The following is a 17,951-nucleotide window of genomic DNA, read 5'->3' on the forward strand; positions in this document are numbered from 1 at the left end:
TAATGATGTGCCATTAATTTATTTTGCTAAAAAACAGTGCTTTATGGAAATGGTTGTTTGTAAGAACTGTGGAAGAATTCCACAAAAAGTGTGGAATTAAGATCAAAAAAAACGCTTGAGAGGAAATCTCAAGCGTTTATGATTATTCATGATTTCTTATAAATCATTTTTGCTCTAGCCATTTTCTAGCATTTACAAAAGCTTCTAGCCAAGGTGTAACTTGATCGCCTTTTCGGTCTTTTGGATAATATGCCCAGTTCCAACTAAACGTTGAACGTTCTAAGTGAGGCATCATTACTAAATGACGACCAGAATCATCGGTGAGCATAGCGGTATTAAAATCAGATCCGTTTGGATTGGCAGGATAAGCATGGTAACCATATTTTCCTACAATGTTGTATTTCTCTTCCTCGTAAGGGAAACTAAATTTACCTTCACCGTGAGCTGCCCAAATTCCTAATTTGCTTCCTGCTAAATTGGAAAGCATTACAGAATTGTTCTTTTGAATTTCTACAGAAGTGAAATTACATTCAAACTTATGCGAATCATTATGCAACATTTTTGGTTTTTCTTCGTGCCCCGCATTAATTAAACCTAGCTCTATAAATAATTGGCAACCGTTACAAACTCCTAAAGAAAGAGTATCGTCTCTATCGAAGAACTTTTTTAATGCAGTATTTGCTTTTTCATTATAAAGAAAAGCACCTGCCCAACCTTTTGCACTTCCTAAAACATCAGAATTGGAGAATCCACCAACAGCAGCAATAAATTGAATGTCTTCTAAAGTTTCCCGACCGCTAATTAAATCGGTCATATGAACATCTTTTACGTCAAAACCGGCCAAGTGCATCGCACGTGCCATTTCACGTTCTGAGTTGGAACCTTTTTCACGAATAATGGCCGCTTTTATTCGAGGGGAAGAACCTTCGATTATGGGGAGCTTACCAGTAAATTCTGCTGGGAATTTAAATGAAAGTGGTTGCTCTTTATAATTATTAAAGCGCTCGTTTGCTTTTTTTTGTCCGCTTTGTTTTTGGTCTAATAAATAAGATGTTTTAAACCATGTATCTCGGTACATTTCAATATCAAAAATGAAATTATCACTGTGATTAATTATTTTTAATTCAGCATTCTTTGTAACTAATCCTAATTTGAAAAATTCTATTCCGTTTTCATTCAATAAGTTTTCTACTGAATTGTCTTTCGCTTGAAAAACAATTCCACTGTTTTCGTTGAATAAAACTTTAGCAGAATCTTCTTCATTTAATTTAGAAAGATCTAGTTCTGCACCTAAACTAGTATCCGCAAAACACATTTCTAAAAGGGTAGTAATTAAGCCACCGGAAGCGACATCGTGACCGGCAAGGATTAAACCTTCTTTAATGAGTTGCTGAATGGTGTTAAAGGCAGAAGCAAATTTTTCATCATTTTTAATCGTAGGGACTTCGGTTCCAATTTTATTTAAAACCTGGGCAAAAGAAGAACCTCCTAATTTAAATTCATCTTGCGAGAAATTAATGTAATATACTTCACCACCTTCCTTTTGGAAAACAGGCTCAACTACGTTAGAGATTTCATTACAATTTCCGGCAGCTGAAACAATTACCGTACCTGGAGCAATGACTTCTTTATCGGGATATTTTTGTTTCATGGAAAGTGAATCTTTCCCGGTAGGAACGTTAATTCCTAAAGCGATGGCAAAATTTGATAGTCCTTCAACCGCCTCATATAAACGTGCATCTTCACCTTCATTATTACAGGGCCACATCCAGTTTGCAGAAAGTGACACCGATTTTAATCCGTCTTTTAATGGAGCCCAAACCATATTGGTTAAGGCTTCGGCAACTGAATTTTTAGAACCCGCAACAGGATCTATCAAAGCTGAAATAGGGGAGTGACCAATACTGGTAGCTACACCTTCTTTTCCTTTATAATCCAAAGCCATTACACCAACATTGTTTAAAGGTAATTGTAAAGGTCCGGTGGTTTGCTGTTTGGCCACACGTCCAGATACACAACGGTCAACTTTATTGGTTAACCAATCTTTGCTGGCCACCGCTTCTAACTGTAAAACTTGTTGTACGTAATCGTATATTTTAGAAGTATCGTAAATTAATTCAGCATATTTACGATCTACTTTTTTATCGTTCATGATGGTTTTAGGAGAACTTCCAAACATATCTGAAAGTGCTAAATCCATCGGTTTTTCTCCTGTGGTTTTACTTTTAAAGGTAAATTGATGATCTCCGGTTACATTTCCTACTTCATACATAGGAGAACGCTCACGCTCTGCTACCCGTTTTAAGGTTGCGATTTGCTCTTTGCTGATTACCAATCCCATACGTTCTTGAGATTCGTTACCAATAATTTCTTTTGCTGAAAGAGTAGGGTCGCCAATAGGAAGTTTGTCTAAATCTATTTTGCCGCCGGTATCTTCTACCAATTCACTTAAGCAGTTTAAGTGACCTCCGGCTCCGTGATCATGAATGGAAACAATTGGGTTTTTATCGGCTTCCACCATCCCACGAATTACATTGGCTGCTCTTTTTTGCATTTCTGGGTTAGAACGTTGAATGGCATTTAATTCTATACCGCTGCTAAATTCGCCTGTATCTGCTGAAGAAACTGCGGCACCGCCCATTCCAATTCGGTAATTTTCACCCCCTAAAATCACAATAGAATCATCGATTTGTGGTGTGGCTTTGATGGCTTGGTCTATTTTACCATAACCAATCCCTCCAGCTAGCATAATTACTTTATCATAGCCTAATTCGCGATCATCTTCTTTGTGTTCAAAAGTTAATACAGAACCGGAAATTAATGGCTGACCAAATTTATTACCAAAATCGGAAGCTCCGTTGGAAGCTTTAATTAAAATATCCATTGGGGTTTGATACAACCACTTGCGTTCTTGCATTGCTTTTTCCCAAGGCCTTTCTTGATTAGAGTTTAATGAACCCGCTTCCAATCGGCTGTATGACGTCATATAAACTGCGGTTCCTGCGAGTGGCAATGAACCTTGACCACCGGCCAGACGATCCCTGATTTCTCCACCGCTTCCGGTTGCGGCTCCATTAAATGGTTCAACAGTGGTTGGGAAATTATGTGTTTCTGCTTTTAAAGAAATTACAGATTCAAATTCCGTATTTTGATAAAAGTCAGGTTTATCAGCAGATTTTGGAGTGAATTGTTCCACTTTTGGGCCTTTTATAAATGCCACATTATCTTTATATGCCGATACAATATCATTCGGATTTTCTTCAGAAGTTTTTTTAATAAGTTTAAAAAGCGAAGTTGGTTTTTCTTCGCCATCAATTACAAAAGTTCCGTTGAAAATTTTATGCCGACAGTGTTCTGAATTGACTTGTGAGAAACCAAATACTTCAGAATCGGTTAGCTTTCTCCCCAATTTTTTAGAAAGTTGTTCTAAATAGTTAACTTCTTCATTACTTAAAGCTAAACCTTCTTTTTGATTATAGGCTTCAATGTCTTCGATTTCGATTACTTTTTCGGGTTGAAGATCAATATCATAAATACCCTGATGAAGTTCTGGATACTTTTGTGATATCATCGAGTCAAAATCTTTAAACTCTGGGGTAACTCCATGGAATTCTTCTATACGATTAATTCCTTCAATTCCCATGTTTTGGGTGATTTCTACCGCGTTAGTACTCCAAGGGGTGACCATCGCGGCACGCGGACCTACAAAATGACCTTCCAGGGTTTTTTGGTTAATTTGTGTTGTATTGCCAAAAAGCCAGTTGAGTTTTTTTACGTCTTCTGAAGTTAAGTCTTTTTGAACTTGTACCGCATAAAGGGTAGATTTTGGGTTCCCGAAGAAAAGAATCATAATTGGGTGATTTGCGTTGTGTTTTAAAAAGGCAAATTTAACTTTTTATGGGGAATTTAAGATATAAAAAAAGCGACAAAATCTTGTCGCTTTTTCACTTACTATCGTTAATAACTTTTAGTTGATGACTAATTTTTTAGTGGCCACTTTTCCTTTTGAAGAAACTTGTAGTAAATAAAGTCCACTAGCTAAATTTTCAACTGAAATTTTTTGAGTTGAATTATTGTTTTGTTGAAGTAATCTTCCATTTAGATCATAAATCCTGTAAGAAAACTTTTCTACAGTAGGAATTGAAATATTCAAAATTCCATTGGAAGGATTAGGGTAAATACTAAATTGAAGTTGACTTTTGCTTGTAGTTGAAAGGTCTTCTTCTCCTTCAATCACAAAACTATCTACAGTCCATCGTGTAGCTTGCTCTCCGTTGGAAGTGTCGTATTTAAAAGCAAAATATACTTCACCGGTAATGCTACTAATATTAATATTTGAAAAATAATTTTCTTCAACATTTGCATTTCCAGTTGAGTGTAATGGAATAGTTACATTAGGTACTTCCTCCCAAGTAAAATTGGAGGGTGAGCCATTGCCATTATAATCATTGGAATATAATAGCTGAAGTTCTGAATCTCCATAAGATGCTGCTGTGAAAAAACTTAAAGTTTCATTGGTGTAATTATCAAAATTTATGCTGTTGCTAGTAATTAACCAATCAATACTGGGTACTTGTCCGTTTGAAAAACTATTCATTTGATAAGCTCCAGAATTGTTTTCTCCAAATTCTTCAGTGCATTCCCAATCTAAATCGCTTAACTCACTTATGGCAGTAAATTGTACATTTTCGCAATCTTCAAAATTTTCAATAAAAATCACATTTGGTGCTTCTAAGGTAGTGATGGTTAAACTATTACTGGGGTTAGAAATATTTCCGTAGGCATCTAAAGCAAAAATTTCAAAGGTATAAGAAGTTTCAGGAGATAAACCGGTGGTTGGGTAGGAGGTAGTATTTTCAGAAACAGTAGCGATAATATTCCCGTCTTGTTTTATTTCATAGGAAACTACTCCTACGTTATCGGTGGCTGCATTCCAAGTTAATAGAACCGAATCATCGGTTAAATTAGTGTAAGATAAATTGGTGGGAGCAGTTGGAGCTTCATTATCCGGTGTTCCCCAAATTTGAGCTACGTATTGGGGATTGTCGATAAACGGATTTCTATTTCCTTGAAAATTATAAGCTGCATTATTTCTGTCGATTTCTTTTTGTGAAACAGGATCTGCATTATGCCAATCGATTAACATGGCTAAAAACCAATCTTCATAAACTTGAGTGGAGGTACCATTTAAGGCAATATCACTATTGGCAGTATTGTTTTCCCAACCGTCAATCTGGCTTTCGTAACGCGTTGCCATGTAAAAATATACTCGGGCTACATCTCCTTTAAATTCATCAATAGGTTCAAAAACAGTCCCATTATAAGCTCCGGGAAAATCGTAACTATTGTTCCCTTTTTTGGTTCCGTTTTGAGAGGTCCAAGAAGCATTGCTTACTTCTCCAAAAGAGAAGTTACTGCGTTGTCCATTCACATAGCCATCGGTAGGATAGATATGATGAATATCAGAATACATTGGTGATTGGTCGTTAAACCAGCTTTTAGGGAAAAGATGCTCCCGATTGTAACAGCTTCCTTCGCCGTTATAATTTCCACATTGATCGCTTCCTAAAGAATAATTATAAGGATCGGCTCCGGTAGGGTTTTCAGAATAGATATCTAAAAGGCTTCCATCATCTTCGTAATAATCATCGACATCTGAATTATAGTAAGCATCCCAAAGATCACCGTAACCTTGAGGATTATGTCCGTTGGTTATAATATCGCTCAGTTCAGTTTTTAGGCTATAACCAGTTAATCCTTGAGCAGAATCGTAATAGCCTGAAGGTACTTGTGCTTGGACAAGTGAAATACTTACAATAACTAATAATAGCGAAATTAAATTCTTTTTCATTTAAATTTATTTTGATTTTTCTAATTGAGCCATGTAAAAACCATCATAACCACTTTCGTTAGCTAAGACTATTTTTTCTTTAACTAGTTTAAAATCTTTGCCTGCTTCCCGTTGAAGAAAAGCCTGTACTTGTTTTTGATTTTCTGAAGGGAGAATGGAACAAGTGGCATAGACCATTTTTCCATCATCTTTCATGATTTTAGAATAGCGGTCTAATAAATCGGCTTGGGTTTCTTGTATGGTTTTAATAAATTCTGGTTGCAATTTCCATTTGGCATCAGGATTACGGCTTAAAACTCCTAAACCGCTACAAGGCGCATCAATTAATACACGGTCGGCAGAATTATGCAGTTTTTTGATGACTTTATTATTGTCAATCAATCGAGTTTCTATATTGTGAGCTCCTGCACGTTTAGCTCGACGCTTTAGTTCTTTTAATTTATTACTAAAGATATCTAAGGCAATTATTTGACCTTTATTTTCCATAATTGCTGCCAGTTGAAGTGATTTTCCACCGGCTCCTGCACAAGTATCTACAATTCTCATTCCCGGTTGAACATCAAGAAAATCACTTACCAATTGAGAGGAAGCGTCTTGAACTTCAAACCAGCCATCTTTAAAAGCTTTGGTTTTAAAGACATTGGCACGCTCTTCTAATTCTAAAGCTAGTGGATAACCTTGGATGTATTTTGCATCAATATCTTCTTCCTGTAACTGGTTTCTTAAATCACGTTTAGTAGTTTTAAGAGTATTGGTTCTTAAGATAACAGGAGCTTGCTCGTTAAGTTCAGCAATTTCTTTGGTCCATTTTTCTTCCCCTAATTCTTCCACGCCTAATTCGTCTAACCAATCAGGGATAGATTCACGGAATTTTCTAATTTGAGAAAGTTCATCAAATTTTCCTTTAATTCTTCGGGTAGGAGTGGTTTCAATTTGTTTCCAATCGGGTAATTTAATTCCCCGAAGTGTCGCCCAAACGGCAAATAGCCGAAATAAATTTTCTCTTGAAAAAGGTTCTTTTACTTCAGCAATTTCAGCGTATAACCTTTTCCAACGGACAATATCGTAAGTGGTTTCAGCAATAAAGCTACGGTCTCGTGAACCCCAACGCTTATCTCTTTTTAATGTTTTGGCTATTTCTTTATCGGCATATTTACCTTCGTTAAAAATAGAAGATAAAGTGTCTATCGTTGCAAAAACCAAATTTCTGTGCAATCTCATTTCTTAATTTTTTTATTTATTTTTCTTACCTATAACCAGTATAAAATACTTTCTACCTAGTTTTTAGGAACAAAAATTGCGGCTGCGAAGTTACAACTTTTACTAAGCGAATAATGTTATATTTGAAAAAATTCTATTCATGAAATTAATTTGGGGTTTTATTTTTTTGTTTGTTTTTGCCAGCTGCGTGAATGTAGCTAAACAAGAAAATGCTATGCACGAGTTTGGCTCGGTAGCAGTGGAAGATATCTTTACGAAAGAAATAAGTATTCGTGCGTTAAAAGTAAACCCCAGTCATATTTTTTATGCTGGATCTAATGGTAAGTTTGGTTATTTGAATACAGCAGATCATTCGGTGGCCTTTATGGGAAGAATTGGTGAGCAAAATACGTCTACAGAATTTAGGGCAATTGGTAGTACCGATGAATGTGATTTTATCCTTTCTGCCGGAACCCCGGCTTTATTGTATAAAGTGAATTATTTTGGCAAGCGTAAATTGGTTTATCGCGAAGAAGGGGAAAAGGTATTTTATGATGCGATGACGTTTTGGAATGCTACCGATGGAATTGCCATTGGAGATCCTACCGATGAATGTATGTCGGTAATTATTACGCGTGATGGAGGAGAAACTTGGCAGAAAGTTTCTTGTGATAATTTACCAAAAGCTTTAAAAGGGGAAGCTGCTTTTGCTGCTAGTAACTCGAATATCTCAGTGGTTGGGGAACATGCTTGGTTTATTTCAGGAGGGGAAAAGTCTAGAATTTATAAGTCTAAAAATAAAGGGAAAACTTGGAAGGTTTATGACTTGCCGATCACTTCAGGAAAATCGACTAGTGGTGCTTATAGCGTTGATTTTTTCGACCAAAACTTGGGTGTGATTGTTGGCGGGGATTATACCAATCCTGAAAATAATTTCAATAATAAAATTGTTACTACCGATGGTGGTGAAACTTGGAGCGTAGTAGCAAAAAGTAAAAATCCCGGATATCGAAGTTGTGTGAAATTTGTACCAAATACTGGTGGAAAAGAAATAATTGCAGTAGGCTATAAAGGAATTTCTTATAGTTCAGATTACGGTAAGACTTGGAAAAAATTAAGCGATGAATCTTTTTATACGATTGCTTTTATCAATGAATTTGTCGCTTATGCTGCCGGTAAAAATAGAATCTCGAAGCTTACTTTTATGGAAAATACAGGTGAATGAAATTACTTCTTGTATTTCTCTAATAGCATTTTGTGAAAATCATGCTCTGCTTTTTTGAGCATTAAAATTTTCTTATTCGACATTAATTTTTTTAATTCTTCAATAAAACTTTTGCGTAGTTCAAGGCGTTCTTCTTTCATTTGAAGATAAGTGTCCAAAAGTTCTTCGGCCTTTTTTTCCTCTATATTTTCAATGGTGTTTAACCCGTTTTTTACTCGGCACCATTTATCTTCATAAAGGCTATCTTTTTTCTTTTCATAATAGTTGTAAATAGGCCAAAATTTCTGTGCTTCTTTTTTGTTAAGCGATAAGGCATCGGTAATGAAAGCCGTTTTTAAAGATTCAATTTTTTTATCTTCTTCGTTCTGCGAAAAAGTTTGGCATGTAAACAAGAAAATGGTGAGGTAAAAAATATATTTAATCATAACTTATTCGTCGTTGAGTAGCGAAGTTATATCAGAATTATTACTAAGGTAATCTAAAATAGCTTCATTATCAACAGTATTTAGTTGTGCTTGAATATTAGTGTTAAAATTTAATTCATTTTCAAAATCAAATTCGTTTTGCTCTAAATAGTCTTCGATAGCTAATGAGCTAATTTCTTCTGTAGAAAAAGGCTGTACAGGATTTTTATAAATCAATACTATAAATATAAAAACTGCTGCTATGCTCGCAATAGCCGTAATGATTTGCTTGGTGTGAAGTTGAATTACTTTTGAGGTTTTTTCTTCTTTGGGTAAATCAACCTTAAAGCTTTCAAAATAATGAGTAGGTGTTTTAAAACCTGAATTCTCAATTTGGTTGAATGCAGAAGAGTTTTCAATCTGAGAAAAATCTACCTTGAATTCTTCAAAATAAGAAGCTGGGGTTTTAAAACCAGAATTTTGGGGTATGTTCTTTTTCTCTTTCATGTTTGATTTAGACTTCATTTATCATCAAAGGTTTAACCCTGTTTTAAGTATTCTTCAATTTTCTTACTTGCATGGTGATAATTTGATTTGCAAGCACCTTCAGAAACTTCCAAGATTTCAGCAATCTCTTTATATTTTAAATCCTGAAAATATTTCATATTAAAAACCTGTCGTTGTTTTTCAGGTAAAGTGGCTAAAGCTTTATGTAAAGCTAACTGAATTTTATCTCCTTCAAAATAGACATCGCTCTCAAGATTATCAACTAAGTAATCTTGCATTTCTTGACTGGAAAGCTGCAATTGTTTTGCTTTTTTATTAATAAAGGTAATGCTCTCGTTGGTAGCGATGCGGTACATCCAACTGTAAAGTTTACTGTTGCCTTTGAAATTCTTAATGTACCTGAAAATTTTAATAAAGGTATTTTGTAATACATCATTGGCATCTTCGTGGTTTTTTACAATGTGCCTAATGTGCCAATACAATCGTTCTTTGTAAAGAGCTACCAACTTAGAGAACGCTTCTTCTTTATGTTCTCCTTGTTGAAGTTGTTCAACAATTTTATCATCTTCTTCTTGGGTAGCCATTGTAGGTTAATTAGCAGCTACTCAAAAGACTGCATTTCTACTAAATTTTTATAAGTACCATTTAAAGCCAGTAATTCGTTGTGCTTGCCTTGCTCTACAATCTCCCCGCGTTGCATAACAATGATATTATCGGCATTTTGAATGGTAGAAAGGCGGTGTGCAATAACGATGGAAGTTCTGTTTTTCATCATATTTTCTAAGGCCTTTTGTACTAGTTTTTCACTTTCGGTATCTAGGGCAGAAGTGGCCTCATCTAAAATCATAATCGGCGGGTTTTTAAGTACCGCACGAGCGATAGAAAGTCGTTGTTTTTGACCACCACTTAATTTATTACCGCTATCACCAATATTGGTTTCGATGCCTTTTGGTAGTTCTGAAACAAATTCCCAAGCATTCGCAATTTTTAAGGCATCGATAATTTCTTTATCGGTTGCATCTTCTTTGGCTATCAGGATATTGTTTTTAATGGTTTCATTAAATAAAATAGCATCTTGGGTGACCATTCCCATTAAATTACGAAGACTTTCTTTACTGATGTCTTTAATATTGGTGCCATCTATCAAGATTTCACCACGTTCAATATCATAAAAACGGGTTACTAAATTGGCAATGGTTGATTTTCCACTACCGGATTGCCCAACTAAGGCGATGGTTTTTCCTTTAGGAACTTCGATGCTAAAGTTTTTTAAGACATCGTAGTCATCATATTTAAAAGAAATGTTATTGATGGAGATCCCACTTTCAAAAGAATCTTTAACAATTGCATTTTCTTTATCCCGAATAGGATTTTTGGTTTCTAAAACACTTAATACACGCTCTGCAGCAGCATTCCCTTTTTTAACTTCGTAAGAAGCTTTGCTAATGGCTTTCGCAGGTGTAAGAATGTTGTAGGCTAATCCCATATAGGCGATAAATGAAGCTCCATCTAAAGAACCTTCTAAAATTACCATTCTGCCACCGTAAAGTAAGAGAATAGCAATCACGATAATTCCTAAAAATTCACTTACTGGGGAAGCTAGATTTTTACGATGCATTAAATCGTTGGAAAATTTATAATGACGTTGAGTAGATTGTTGAAAAAACTTAGTAAATCTATTTTCCGCATTAAAAGCTTTGATGATTTTTAAACCGGTAAGCGTTTCTTCTAAATTTGATAAAATATGTCCGTTTTCACGTTGTACCCGATCCGATTTCTTTTTGAGCTGTTTGCCAATTAAGGAAATGATATACCCAGAAACCGGTATAAAAATAAATACAAATAAGGTTAATTTTGGACTAATAATCACCATCATTATAATGGTGAAAATAATGGTTAGCGGTTCTTTGACAATAAGTTCTAAAACTGCTAAAAATGAATTCTGAACTTCTTGTACATCAGAAGTCATTCTGGCAATAATATCACCTTTTCTTTTTTCTGAATAAAAAGAAATAGGAAGCTCAACGATTTTCTTGTAAAGCTTATCTCTCAAATCTTTTAAAACTCCGTTTCTTAAATAGGCGATAAAGAACAAGCCCATATAATTGAAAAGGTTTTTTAATAAGAATAAACTTATAATAAGTATCACAATTATTGTAAGCGTATAAACTTCACCTTTTTCTGCGGAAGTAGTCGTAATGTAATAATTAGAGTAGTTGTTAAAAAAATCTCCCAAATGAAGTAGACCTTCAAATTTGGGAGTTTCTGTTATGGGTTCTTCTTTACCAAACATCACCTTAAGCATAGGGATAAGCGCTACCATAGATAGGGTGCTAAATAGCGCATAAAATATATTGGCAAATATGTTTAAAAAGGCATACTTCTTATACGGAAGTACAAAGGGAAAAATCTTTTTAATGTATTTCATTTAATTTGTACACTTAAAAATCAAAGTGCGAAAGTACCGAATCAATTTTATTTTCGAGTTGTTCTTTTGTGTTTTTATAGTTCTCTATGGAATCTAATTCGCCATTCACACTTACATAGAACTTAATTTTTGGTTCAGTTCCGCTAGGTCTTGCTGCAATTTTTGTTCCATCTTCTAGATAGAAAATTAAGACATTCGATTTTGGGAAATCTAATTCTTTGGTTGAATTTTCGTTGAAATCTTGCGCTTTACCGGTTTGGTAATCTTCAAATAAAATAACTTTAGTATTGTTGAATTCTTTTGGCGGATTTTCACGAAGATTGGTCATCATCGTTTTTATTTCTTCTGCTCCAGAAATTCCTTTTTTTACTAATGAAACTAATTTTTCTTGATACAAACAGTGTTGCGTGTAAAGTTTTAAAAGCTCATTGTAAAAAGAACTATCTTTTTCTTTGGCTTGAGCACCAATCGTACAAGCGAGTAGGGTAGAGGTGACTGCATCTTTGTCACGAACAAAATCACCCACCATATAACCAAAACTTTCTTCACCGCCCCCAATAAAAGTTTGTTGCGGGTAGTCGTTGATCATTTTAGCAATCCATTTAAAGCCGGTAAGGCCAAGTTTACATTCTACTTGGTAATATTCGGCTAATTTGCTCATCATTGGAGTTGAAACTACTGTAGAGGCAATAAATTCATCTCCTTTAAATCCATTTTTTGCTTTGTATTCTTTCAGTAGAAAATCGGTCATTAAGATCATGGTTTGGTTTCCATTTAATAAAACCATTTTACCATCGTTGTTTCTTACTGCAATTCCTAAACGGTCACTATCGGGATCGGTACCAATTACCATATCTGCTTGCTCTTCATCGGCTAGTTTCAGGGCCATTTTTAACGCATCGGGTTCTTCTGGATTAGGAGATTTTACCGTTGGGAAGTTTCCGTTGGGTTCTGCCTGGTCTTCTACAATGAAAACATTTTTGAACCCCGCTTTTTCCAATACTTGCGGAATTAAAGTAATGGAGGTTCCATGGAGACTGGTGAATACAATTTTAAAATCTTCTTTTGCTTTTTTAGAAACGCCAAAATCTACATTATTTAGGGAAGCTTCAATAAAAGCTTGATCTACTTTATGGTCAACATATTCAATAAGATCTTCTTTCGCTTTAAACTTAATTTCGCTGTATTCTAAGGCATTAATAATATCGACAATTTCTTTGTCTTGTGGTGGAACTAACTGTCCGCCATCTTCCCAATAAACTTTGTAACCATTATATTCGGGTGGATTATGGCTAGCGGTTAAAACAATTCCGCATTGGCAATCTAAATATTTTACAGCAAAACTAAGTTCTGGAGTGGGTCTTAAGTCTGAAAAGATAAATACCTTAATTCCGTTAGCAGAGAAAACGTTGGCAACGATTTGCGCCAATTCTTTACTGTTATTGCGACAGTCGTAAGCAATTACTACTTTAATAGCTTCATTAGGGAATTGCTCTTTTAGGTAGTTAGAGAGTCCTTGTGTGTTTTTTCCTAAGGTGTATTTATTGATTCGGTTAGTACCTATGCCCATAATTCCACGCATTCCTCCGGTACCAAAAGCTAAATCTTTGTAAAAACTATCTTCTAGTTCTTTTTTATCGTTTTCTATTAAATGTTGTGTGTTCTTTCTGGTTGTTTCATCAAAAACATCAGAAAGCCAATATTTTGCTTTAGATAAGATTTCTTCCATAGTGATTCTGAGTTAGTCAGTATCTACGAAAATAAAGAAAAAAATAGTGGATGCCTATTGATTTAAGGTTTTGCTAACTTTATAGCGTTCGGTTTTATGTTGTGAGCGTAAAATAAGTTCAGCAATAAAACCAGCCAAAAATAATAAAGTACCCATTACCATAACGGTTAAAGCAATGTAAAACCAAGGGTTTTGGGTGACTAAAATATCGGGTATATGATGGTATAAGTGGTAGAGTTTGGAAACGCCAATGTAGAGGGCGGCGATGAAACCTACAAAAAACATTAATATTCCTAAACCGCCAAAAAGGTGCATCGGGTTTTTACCAAAACGTGAGATAAACCAAATGGTGATTAAATCTAACAAGCCGTGGAGAAAGCGTTCTGAACCAAATTTGGTTTCACCATATTTTCGGGCTTGATGTTTTACTTCTTTTTCAGCAATATGATGAAAGCCTGCATTTTTAGCCAATAGTGGAATGTATCGGTGCATTTCTCCGTATACATCAATTTGTTTGATTACTTCTTGACTGTAGGCTTTTAGACCACAATTAAAATCGTGAAGCGGCAATCCTGAAACTTTTCGGGCGGCTAGATTGAAAAGTTTAGAAGGAAGGTTTTTGGTGATAACATTATCGTAGCGCTTGCGTTTCCAGCCGGAAACCAAATCGTAATTTTCTTTTTTAATTAAGTTGAATAAATCTGGGATTTCTTCAGGATTGTCCTGTAAATCGGCATCCATGGTAATTACTACTTCTCCTTGTGCCATTAAAAATCCCGCATGTAAAGCTTGAGATTTTCCGTAGTTTTTTTGAAAATGAATTGCTTTAACAGAAGTGTTGGTTTCAGAAAGTTGCTTAATAATTTTCCAACTGTGATCGCTACTACCATCATCTATGAAAATAATTTCATAGGAGTAGTTGTTGGCTTGCATTACTTCAATAATCCAATTATAAAGTTCCGGTAAAGATTTTTCTTCGTTAAGAAGTGGGATAACGATGGATAGCTGCATTTGTTTACCTAATTTTCCTTTTTCTCTCTTAATCCTAACGAAACTAATAAACCTATTAGAATATATATAACAAGATTTGAAAATAATCCTAAAATCTGATTCTTCAATGAAAATTGATTTTCTTGTTTTAAAGCTTGGACAGATTTATTAATGTCTTCTTCAGATACTCCAAAGTTTTCCATAAAGGATCTTGTCATTTCAATTGTTTTATCCAAGAGAAAATCTGCAGCTTCTGGGTCTACAATATTAAATATTAAATAGTTTGTAAAGGTAGCTATGGTAGTACTAATTAAGACAATAATGAAATAGGAAGTGAAAGCTTTTTTGTAAGTATAAATACCTGAATAAGCTTTTTTGCATTTATAAGAACCGATTATTGCTACTGTTAAAACAAGTAAGAAACTGAAGATATTCATCCACCATTTTGTAATGAGTTCTAAATAAAAGACATAACTTAAAACGGTAATTAAAGATAATAGTATTCCTAAGCCAATTCCGAATTGACTTGCTAATTTTTTAAAACTAGTACTAGTTTGCTCATTCATATTTATTATTTTGGCTATTTAGTACACAAATATAGAAAAAGGTTACAGAGCATTTTTAAAAACTTTTATTCTTTCTTAAATTTGTACGGTAAATAGTTGTGAAATAATTTATTTTATATAAATTTGCACCTCGAAAATTATAAGGTTTAAAGCTAAAGAAGATGAAACAAGGAATCCATCCAGAAAATTATAGACTTGTAGCTTTTAAAGATATGTCTAACGACGAAGTCTTTATTACAAAGTCTACTGTGAATACTAAAGAAACTATTGATGTTGATGGAACTGAGTATCCATTGGTGAAATTAGAGATCTCAAGAACTTCTCATCCATTTTATACTGGGAAGACTAAACTTATTGACTCTGCTGGACGTATTGATAAGTTTAAAAATAAATACGCGAAATTCAAGAAGAAATAAATTTATAGCTATTTCTTACCATATAGTAAAACCTCTAAAGTTAGCTTTAGAGGTTTTTTGTGTTATTAATAAATCAAGAATCGGAACAATATCATTTAATATAAATTTCTTATATCCTGTTTAAAAAAGATACTGTTCTGATACATTTTCAAAATCCAATAAACATCATAATAGTTAGAATAAATACTTTGGCTATGGCTTTACTATGAAAGCTATAACAAAAAGGATGACGATATTTTATGATGTTTTACGTATCAAATTTACTCTTACAAATAAAAAAAGCCTGAAGATGTTTTAATCTTCAGGCTTTTGATTTGTAATTAAAAGTTAATATTAATTCTTGATCACCTTAAATGTTTGAGTGGTATTTTGCGAATTGATATTTACAAAATAAGCTCCGTTACTTAAGTTTTCAATATCTATAGTGGTTTGAAGGTCATTAATGTTTTTTCTTTCTATCACTTTTCTACCGGCAATATCATAGATAATTACCTTATTGATTTCTTGACTACTATTAATCGTAAAATTTGATTGAGCAGGATTAGGGAAAATGCTAATGTCCTTTTTCTCAAAATTATTTGCTGCTAGATTAGCAGGAAGACAAGAAATTTCTGCTTCCCAACCAGATTCATTTAAGTAGGTGTCTGAAGTGAACTTAATTGTAATAGCCCCTTCGGGATTAGTTGCTGTAAAACTTAAAGCTTGGGAAGTTAAATTACCAGATAAGTTTTCTCCGTTAGCAAATACAGGAGCGTCAATAGATGTCCCGTCATAAATCGTCATGAAATCGAAATCTTCTTCAGTAAAGAACTCTAGGAAATCTAGTTGTATTTTTTCATTCTCATTAGAAGGGAAGAATGTTTTGATTAGGTATTGTTCGTTACCATAATCATCTGAAGTATCCCCAGAGTCTACAAAATTTTCACCACTACAAAAATCCCAGTCACTTAAATATAAATAACTTCTATATCCGCCCGCATCATTATTCGAGCAAATATTTGCAATGTACATATCATAGTATGTATTTGGAGCTAGGTCATCAATGATTACTGTTTTAGAATTGGTGTAGATCCAATCTGAAGCATTTGCATTGCTATTGTAGGGAAAGAAAATATAAGCCCATTCTGAAGAGTAATTATCGATGATATTAAAGTTTGTAGAATTTATCGTAGAATCAAAAAAGTTCACATTCTGTATAGAGCTAAAACAGGAATTAATACAATCGGTACCTAAACAATCTTTGCTATCTATAGTATTTCTTATTAATTGGGACGGTTGAGGTCCAAAACCTAACGATAAATTAACCCCTACATCTGATAATAAATGACAGTAGCTCATTATAGTTCCTTCGGAAGGTATTGGGCCATCACAGCCTTCATCAGCTTCAGAAGTAGCTGTTGGGCCGCATCCGTCGATGGCAGTATTGTTACCATTCCAAGCACAAGCATGAGTATGTGGAGAGCCAAAAGCATGTCCCATTTCGTGTGTAGATGCTCCAATTGTCCAAGAATAAGTGGGAACTTCATTATAAAATTGTTCTACAGCAGAATATGCATAGTTGTTCCACTCACAAAGAGAGTTTAAATAAGCGACACTGGTGGTTGATGGTTGATTGATTAAATGGGCTAAGTCTCCATTAAAATAGTCCCTGTAATTACTAAAGTAATTTAAATTTCCTTCGTAATCGTAATCATAAGGATCATCCTCTGTCCAAACCATAATTTCACTTAAAGCTATGGTAACCCCATCATTTTCATAAAGCGTAGAGATATTGTTATGGATGGAAGTAACCCAGTTAATCGTTTCTTCCACATCAGAATTATTCTGTAAATAAGGTTCATAAGCCACTTCGTAATAAACCCTTACACAATTAGTGGTTACCGTGGAAGTTCTTGCTTGTGGATTAAAACTTTGCTGAAATGTTTTTTCTACATTTTCTTCTATATTATCAAACCCACATACAAAAGGATTTTCTCCAGTAAGATCGTGTTCTGCATAAACTATATATTGCTTGCTGTTTTTTATTTTTCCAATATTGATATTTCCTAATTCTATGGTAGAAACAAGTCCATAAACACTATTGTTGAAAAATGAAAAAGAAGCGATCGATTGTTGTGAATTGGAAACTACACCGCGATAAAAAACACCGGGTTTGTAATATAGATTTTGTTGCTTGTTATCAAAAGCCTTAAAATCTTTATCTAATGTATTTTTTCTATAAAGTTCAATTTCGATAGTTTCGCCTTTAAAAGGAATAGCTAATTTTATTAAAAGAGGTTTATCCTGATATATATTTTGAATGGTCTCTTTATTAATATTAAAAATAGCCGCTTCAGTTACAGATTCTTTTAGCTCTTCGTTTAAAGTCTTATCATATGTTTCTGAAAAAATTTCATATTCCTCAAACTCATAGCTATTTTGATGATACTTTTCAATATCCTTTTTTATTTTTGAAGCTTGTTGTGAAAATGCTGTTATACTTAAAAGTATAAATAGTAATTTAATCGTATTTCTCATATGAATATGTCTATTTTTGCGAATATATTAAAAATGATATTGTGTTTTAAATTTATGTTAAGTAATATGTTATCAATTAACATATATCATTTATAAATACGATAATTATTGGTTTTTG

13 protein-coding genes are annotated in these 17,951 nt (G+C 34.0%); 2 read left to right on the plus strand and 11 right to left on the minus strand.

All coding sequences use genetic code 11. The annotated features are described in order from the left end of the window. Positions 1–163: 163 nt before the first annotated feature. From purL to FVB9532_RS07290, 3 genes are all read right to left on the minus strand, one after another. Positions 164–3,850 (minus strand): phosphoribosylformylglycinamidine synthase, encoded by a 3,687-nt coding sequence (gene purL / locus FVB9532_RS07280; RefSeq protein WP_150544550.1) that lies wholly within the window; start codon positions 3,848–3,850, stop codon positions 164–166. 117 nt (positions 3,851–3,967) lie between these two features. Then, the gene (locus tag FVB9532_RS07285; RefSeq protein ID WP_150544551.1) at positions 3,968–5,851 is read right to left on the minus strand and encodes an endonuclease; all 1,884 of its coding nucleotides are present in this window, start codon (positions 5,849–5,851) and stop codon (positions 3,968–3,970) included. 6 nt (positions 5,852–5,857) lie between these two features. Then, positions 5,858–7,072, minus strand: a complete 1,215-nt coding sequence (locus tag FVB9532_RS07290; protein WP_150544552.1) for an RsmB/NOP family class I SAM-dependent RNA methyltransferase — start codon at positions 7,070–7,072, stop codon at positions 5,858–5,860. Between the two features lie 139 nt (positions 7,073–7,211). On the opposite strand from FVB9532_RS07290, the gene FVB9532_RS07295 reads away from it, so the two are divergent. Then, entirely contained in the window at positions 7,212–8,276 is a 1,065-nt protein-coding gene (locus tag FVB9532_RS07295) for a WD40/YVTN/BNR-like repeat-containing protein (RefSeq protein WP_150544553.1), read from the plus strand. Positions 8,277–8,278: 2 nt separating this feature from the next. On the opposite strand, the gene FVB9532_RS07300 is transcribed toward FVB9532_RS07295, so the two are convergent. From FVB9532_RS07300 to FVB9532_RS07330, 7 genes are read right to left on the minus strand one after another with little or no spacing between them, the layout of a single operon-like run. Next, positions 8,279–8,701: a hypothetical protein gene (locus FVB9532_RS07300; RefSeq protein WP_150544554.1), complete on the minus strand. Its 423-nt coding sequence runs from the start codon at positions 8,699–8,701 to the stop codon at positions 8,279–8,281. Between the two features lie 3 nt (positions 8,702–8,704). Then, a complete protein-coding gene (locus FVB9532_RS07305; RefSeq protein ID WP_150544555.1) occupies positions 8,705–9,205 on the minus strand; it encodes a hypothetical protein in 501 nt (166 codons plus the stop codon). 14 nt (positions 9,206–9,219) lie between these two features. Continuing rightward, on the minus strand, positions 9,220–9,771 hold the full coding sequence (locus FVB9532_RS07310) for an RNA polymerase sigma factor (RefSeq protein WP_150544556.1): 552 nt from the start codon (positions 9,769–9,771) through the stop codon (positions 9,220–9,222). Between the two features lie 17 nt (positions 9,772–9,788). Further along, a complete protein-coding gene (locus tag FVB9532_RS07315) occupies positions 9,789–11,615 on the minus strand; it encodes an ABC transporter ATP-binding protein (RefSeq protein ID WP_150544557.1) in 1,827 nt (608 codons plus the stop codon). Positions 11,616–11,628: 13 nt separating this feature from the next. Continuing rightward, complete coding sequence (locus FVB9532_RS07320; protein WP_150544558.1) at positions 11,629–13,344, minus strand: phospho-sugar mutase; 1,716 nt, start codon at positions 13,342–13,344, stop codon at positions 11,629–11,631. A 54-nt stretch (positions 13,345–13,398) separates the two neighbouring features. Next, positions 13,399–14,355 (minus strand): glycosyltransferase family 2 protein, encoded by a 957-nt coding sequence (locus tag FVB9532_RS07325; RefSeq protein ID WP_150544559.1) that lies wholly within the window; start codon positions 14,353–14,355, stop codon positions 13,399–13,401. Between the two features lie 8 nt (positions 14,356–14,363). Further along, positions 14,364–14,900: a DUF4199 domain-containing protein gene (locus tag FVB9532_RS07330; RefSeq protein ID WP_150544560.1), complete on the minus strand. Its 537-nt coding sequence runs from the start codon at positions 14,898–14,900 to the stop codon at positions 14,364–14,366. Positions 14,901–15,061: 161 nt separating this feature from the next. On the opposite strand from FVB9532_RS07330, the gene FVB9532_RS07335 reads away from it, so the two are divergent. Next, entirely contained in the window at positions 15,062–15,316 is a 255-nt protein-coding gene (locus FVB9532_RS07335) for a type B 50S ribosomal protein L31 (protein WP_150312745.1), read from the plus strand. A gap of 333 nt (positions 15,317–15,649) precedes the next feature. Here FVB9532_RS07335 and FVB9532_RS07340 read toward each other — a convergent pair whose 3' ends face one another. Further along, positions 15,650–17,833 (minus strand): T9SS type A sorting domain-containing protein, encoded by a 2,184-nt coding sequence (locus FVB9532_RS07340; RefSeq protein ID WP_150544561.1) that lies wholly within the window; start codon positions 17,831–17,833, stop codon positions 15,650–15,652. Positions 17,834–17,951 lie beyond the last annotated feature (118 nt).

Source organism: Mesonia oceanica (assembly GCF_902499555.1).
GTDB lineage: Bacteria > Bacteroidota > Bacteroidia > Flavobacteriales > Flavobacteriaceae > Mesonia > Mesonia oceanica.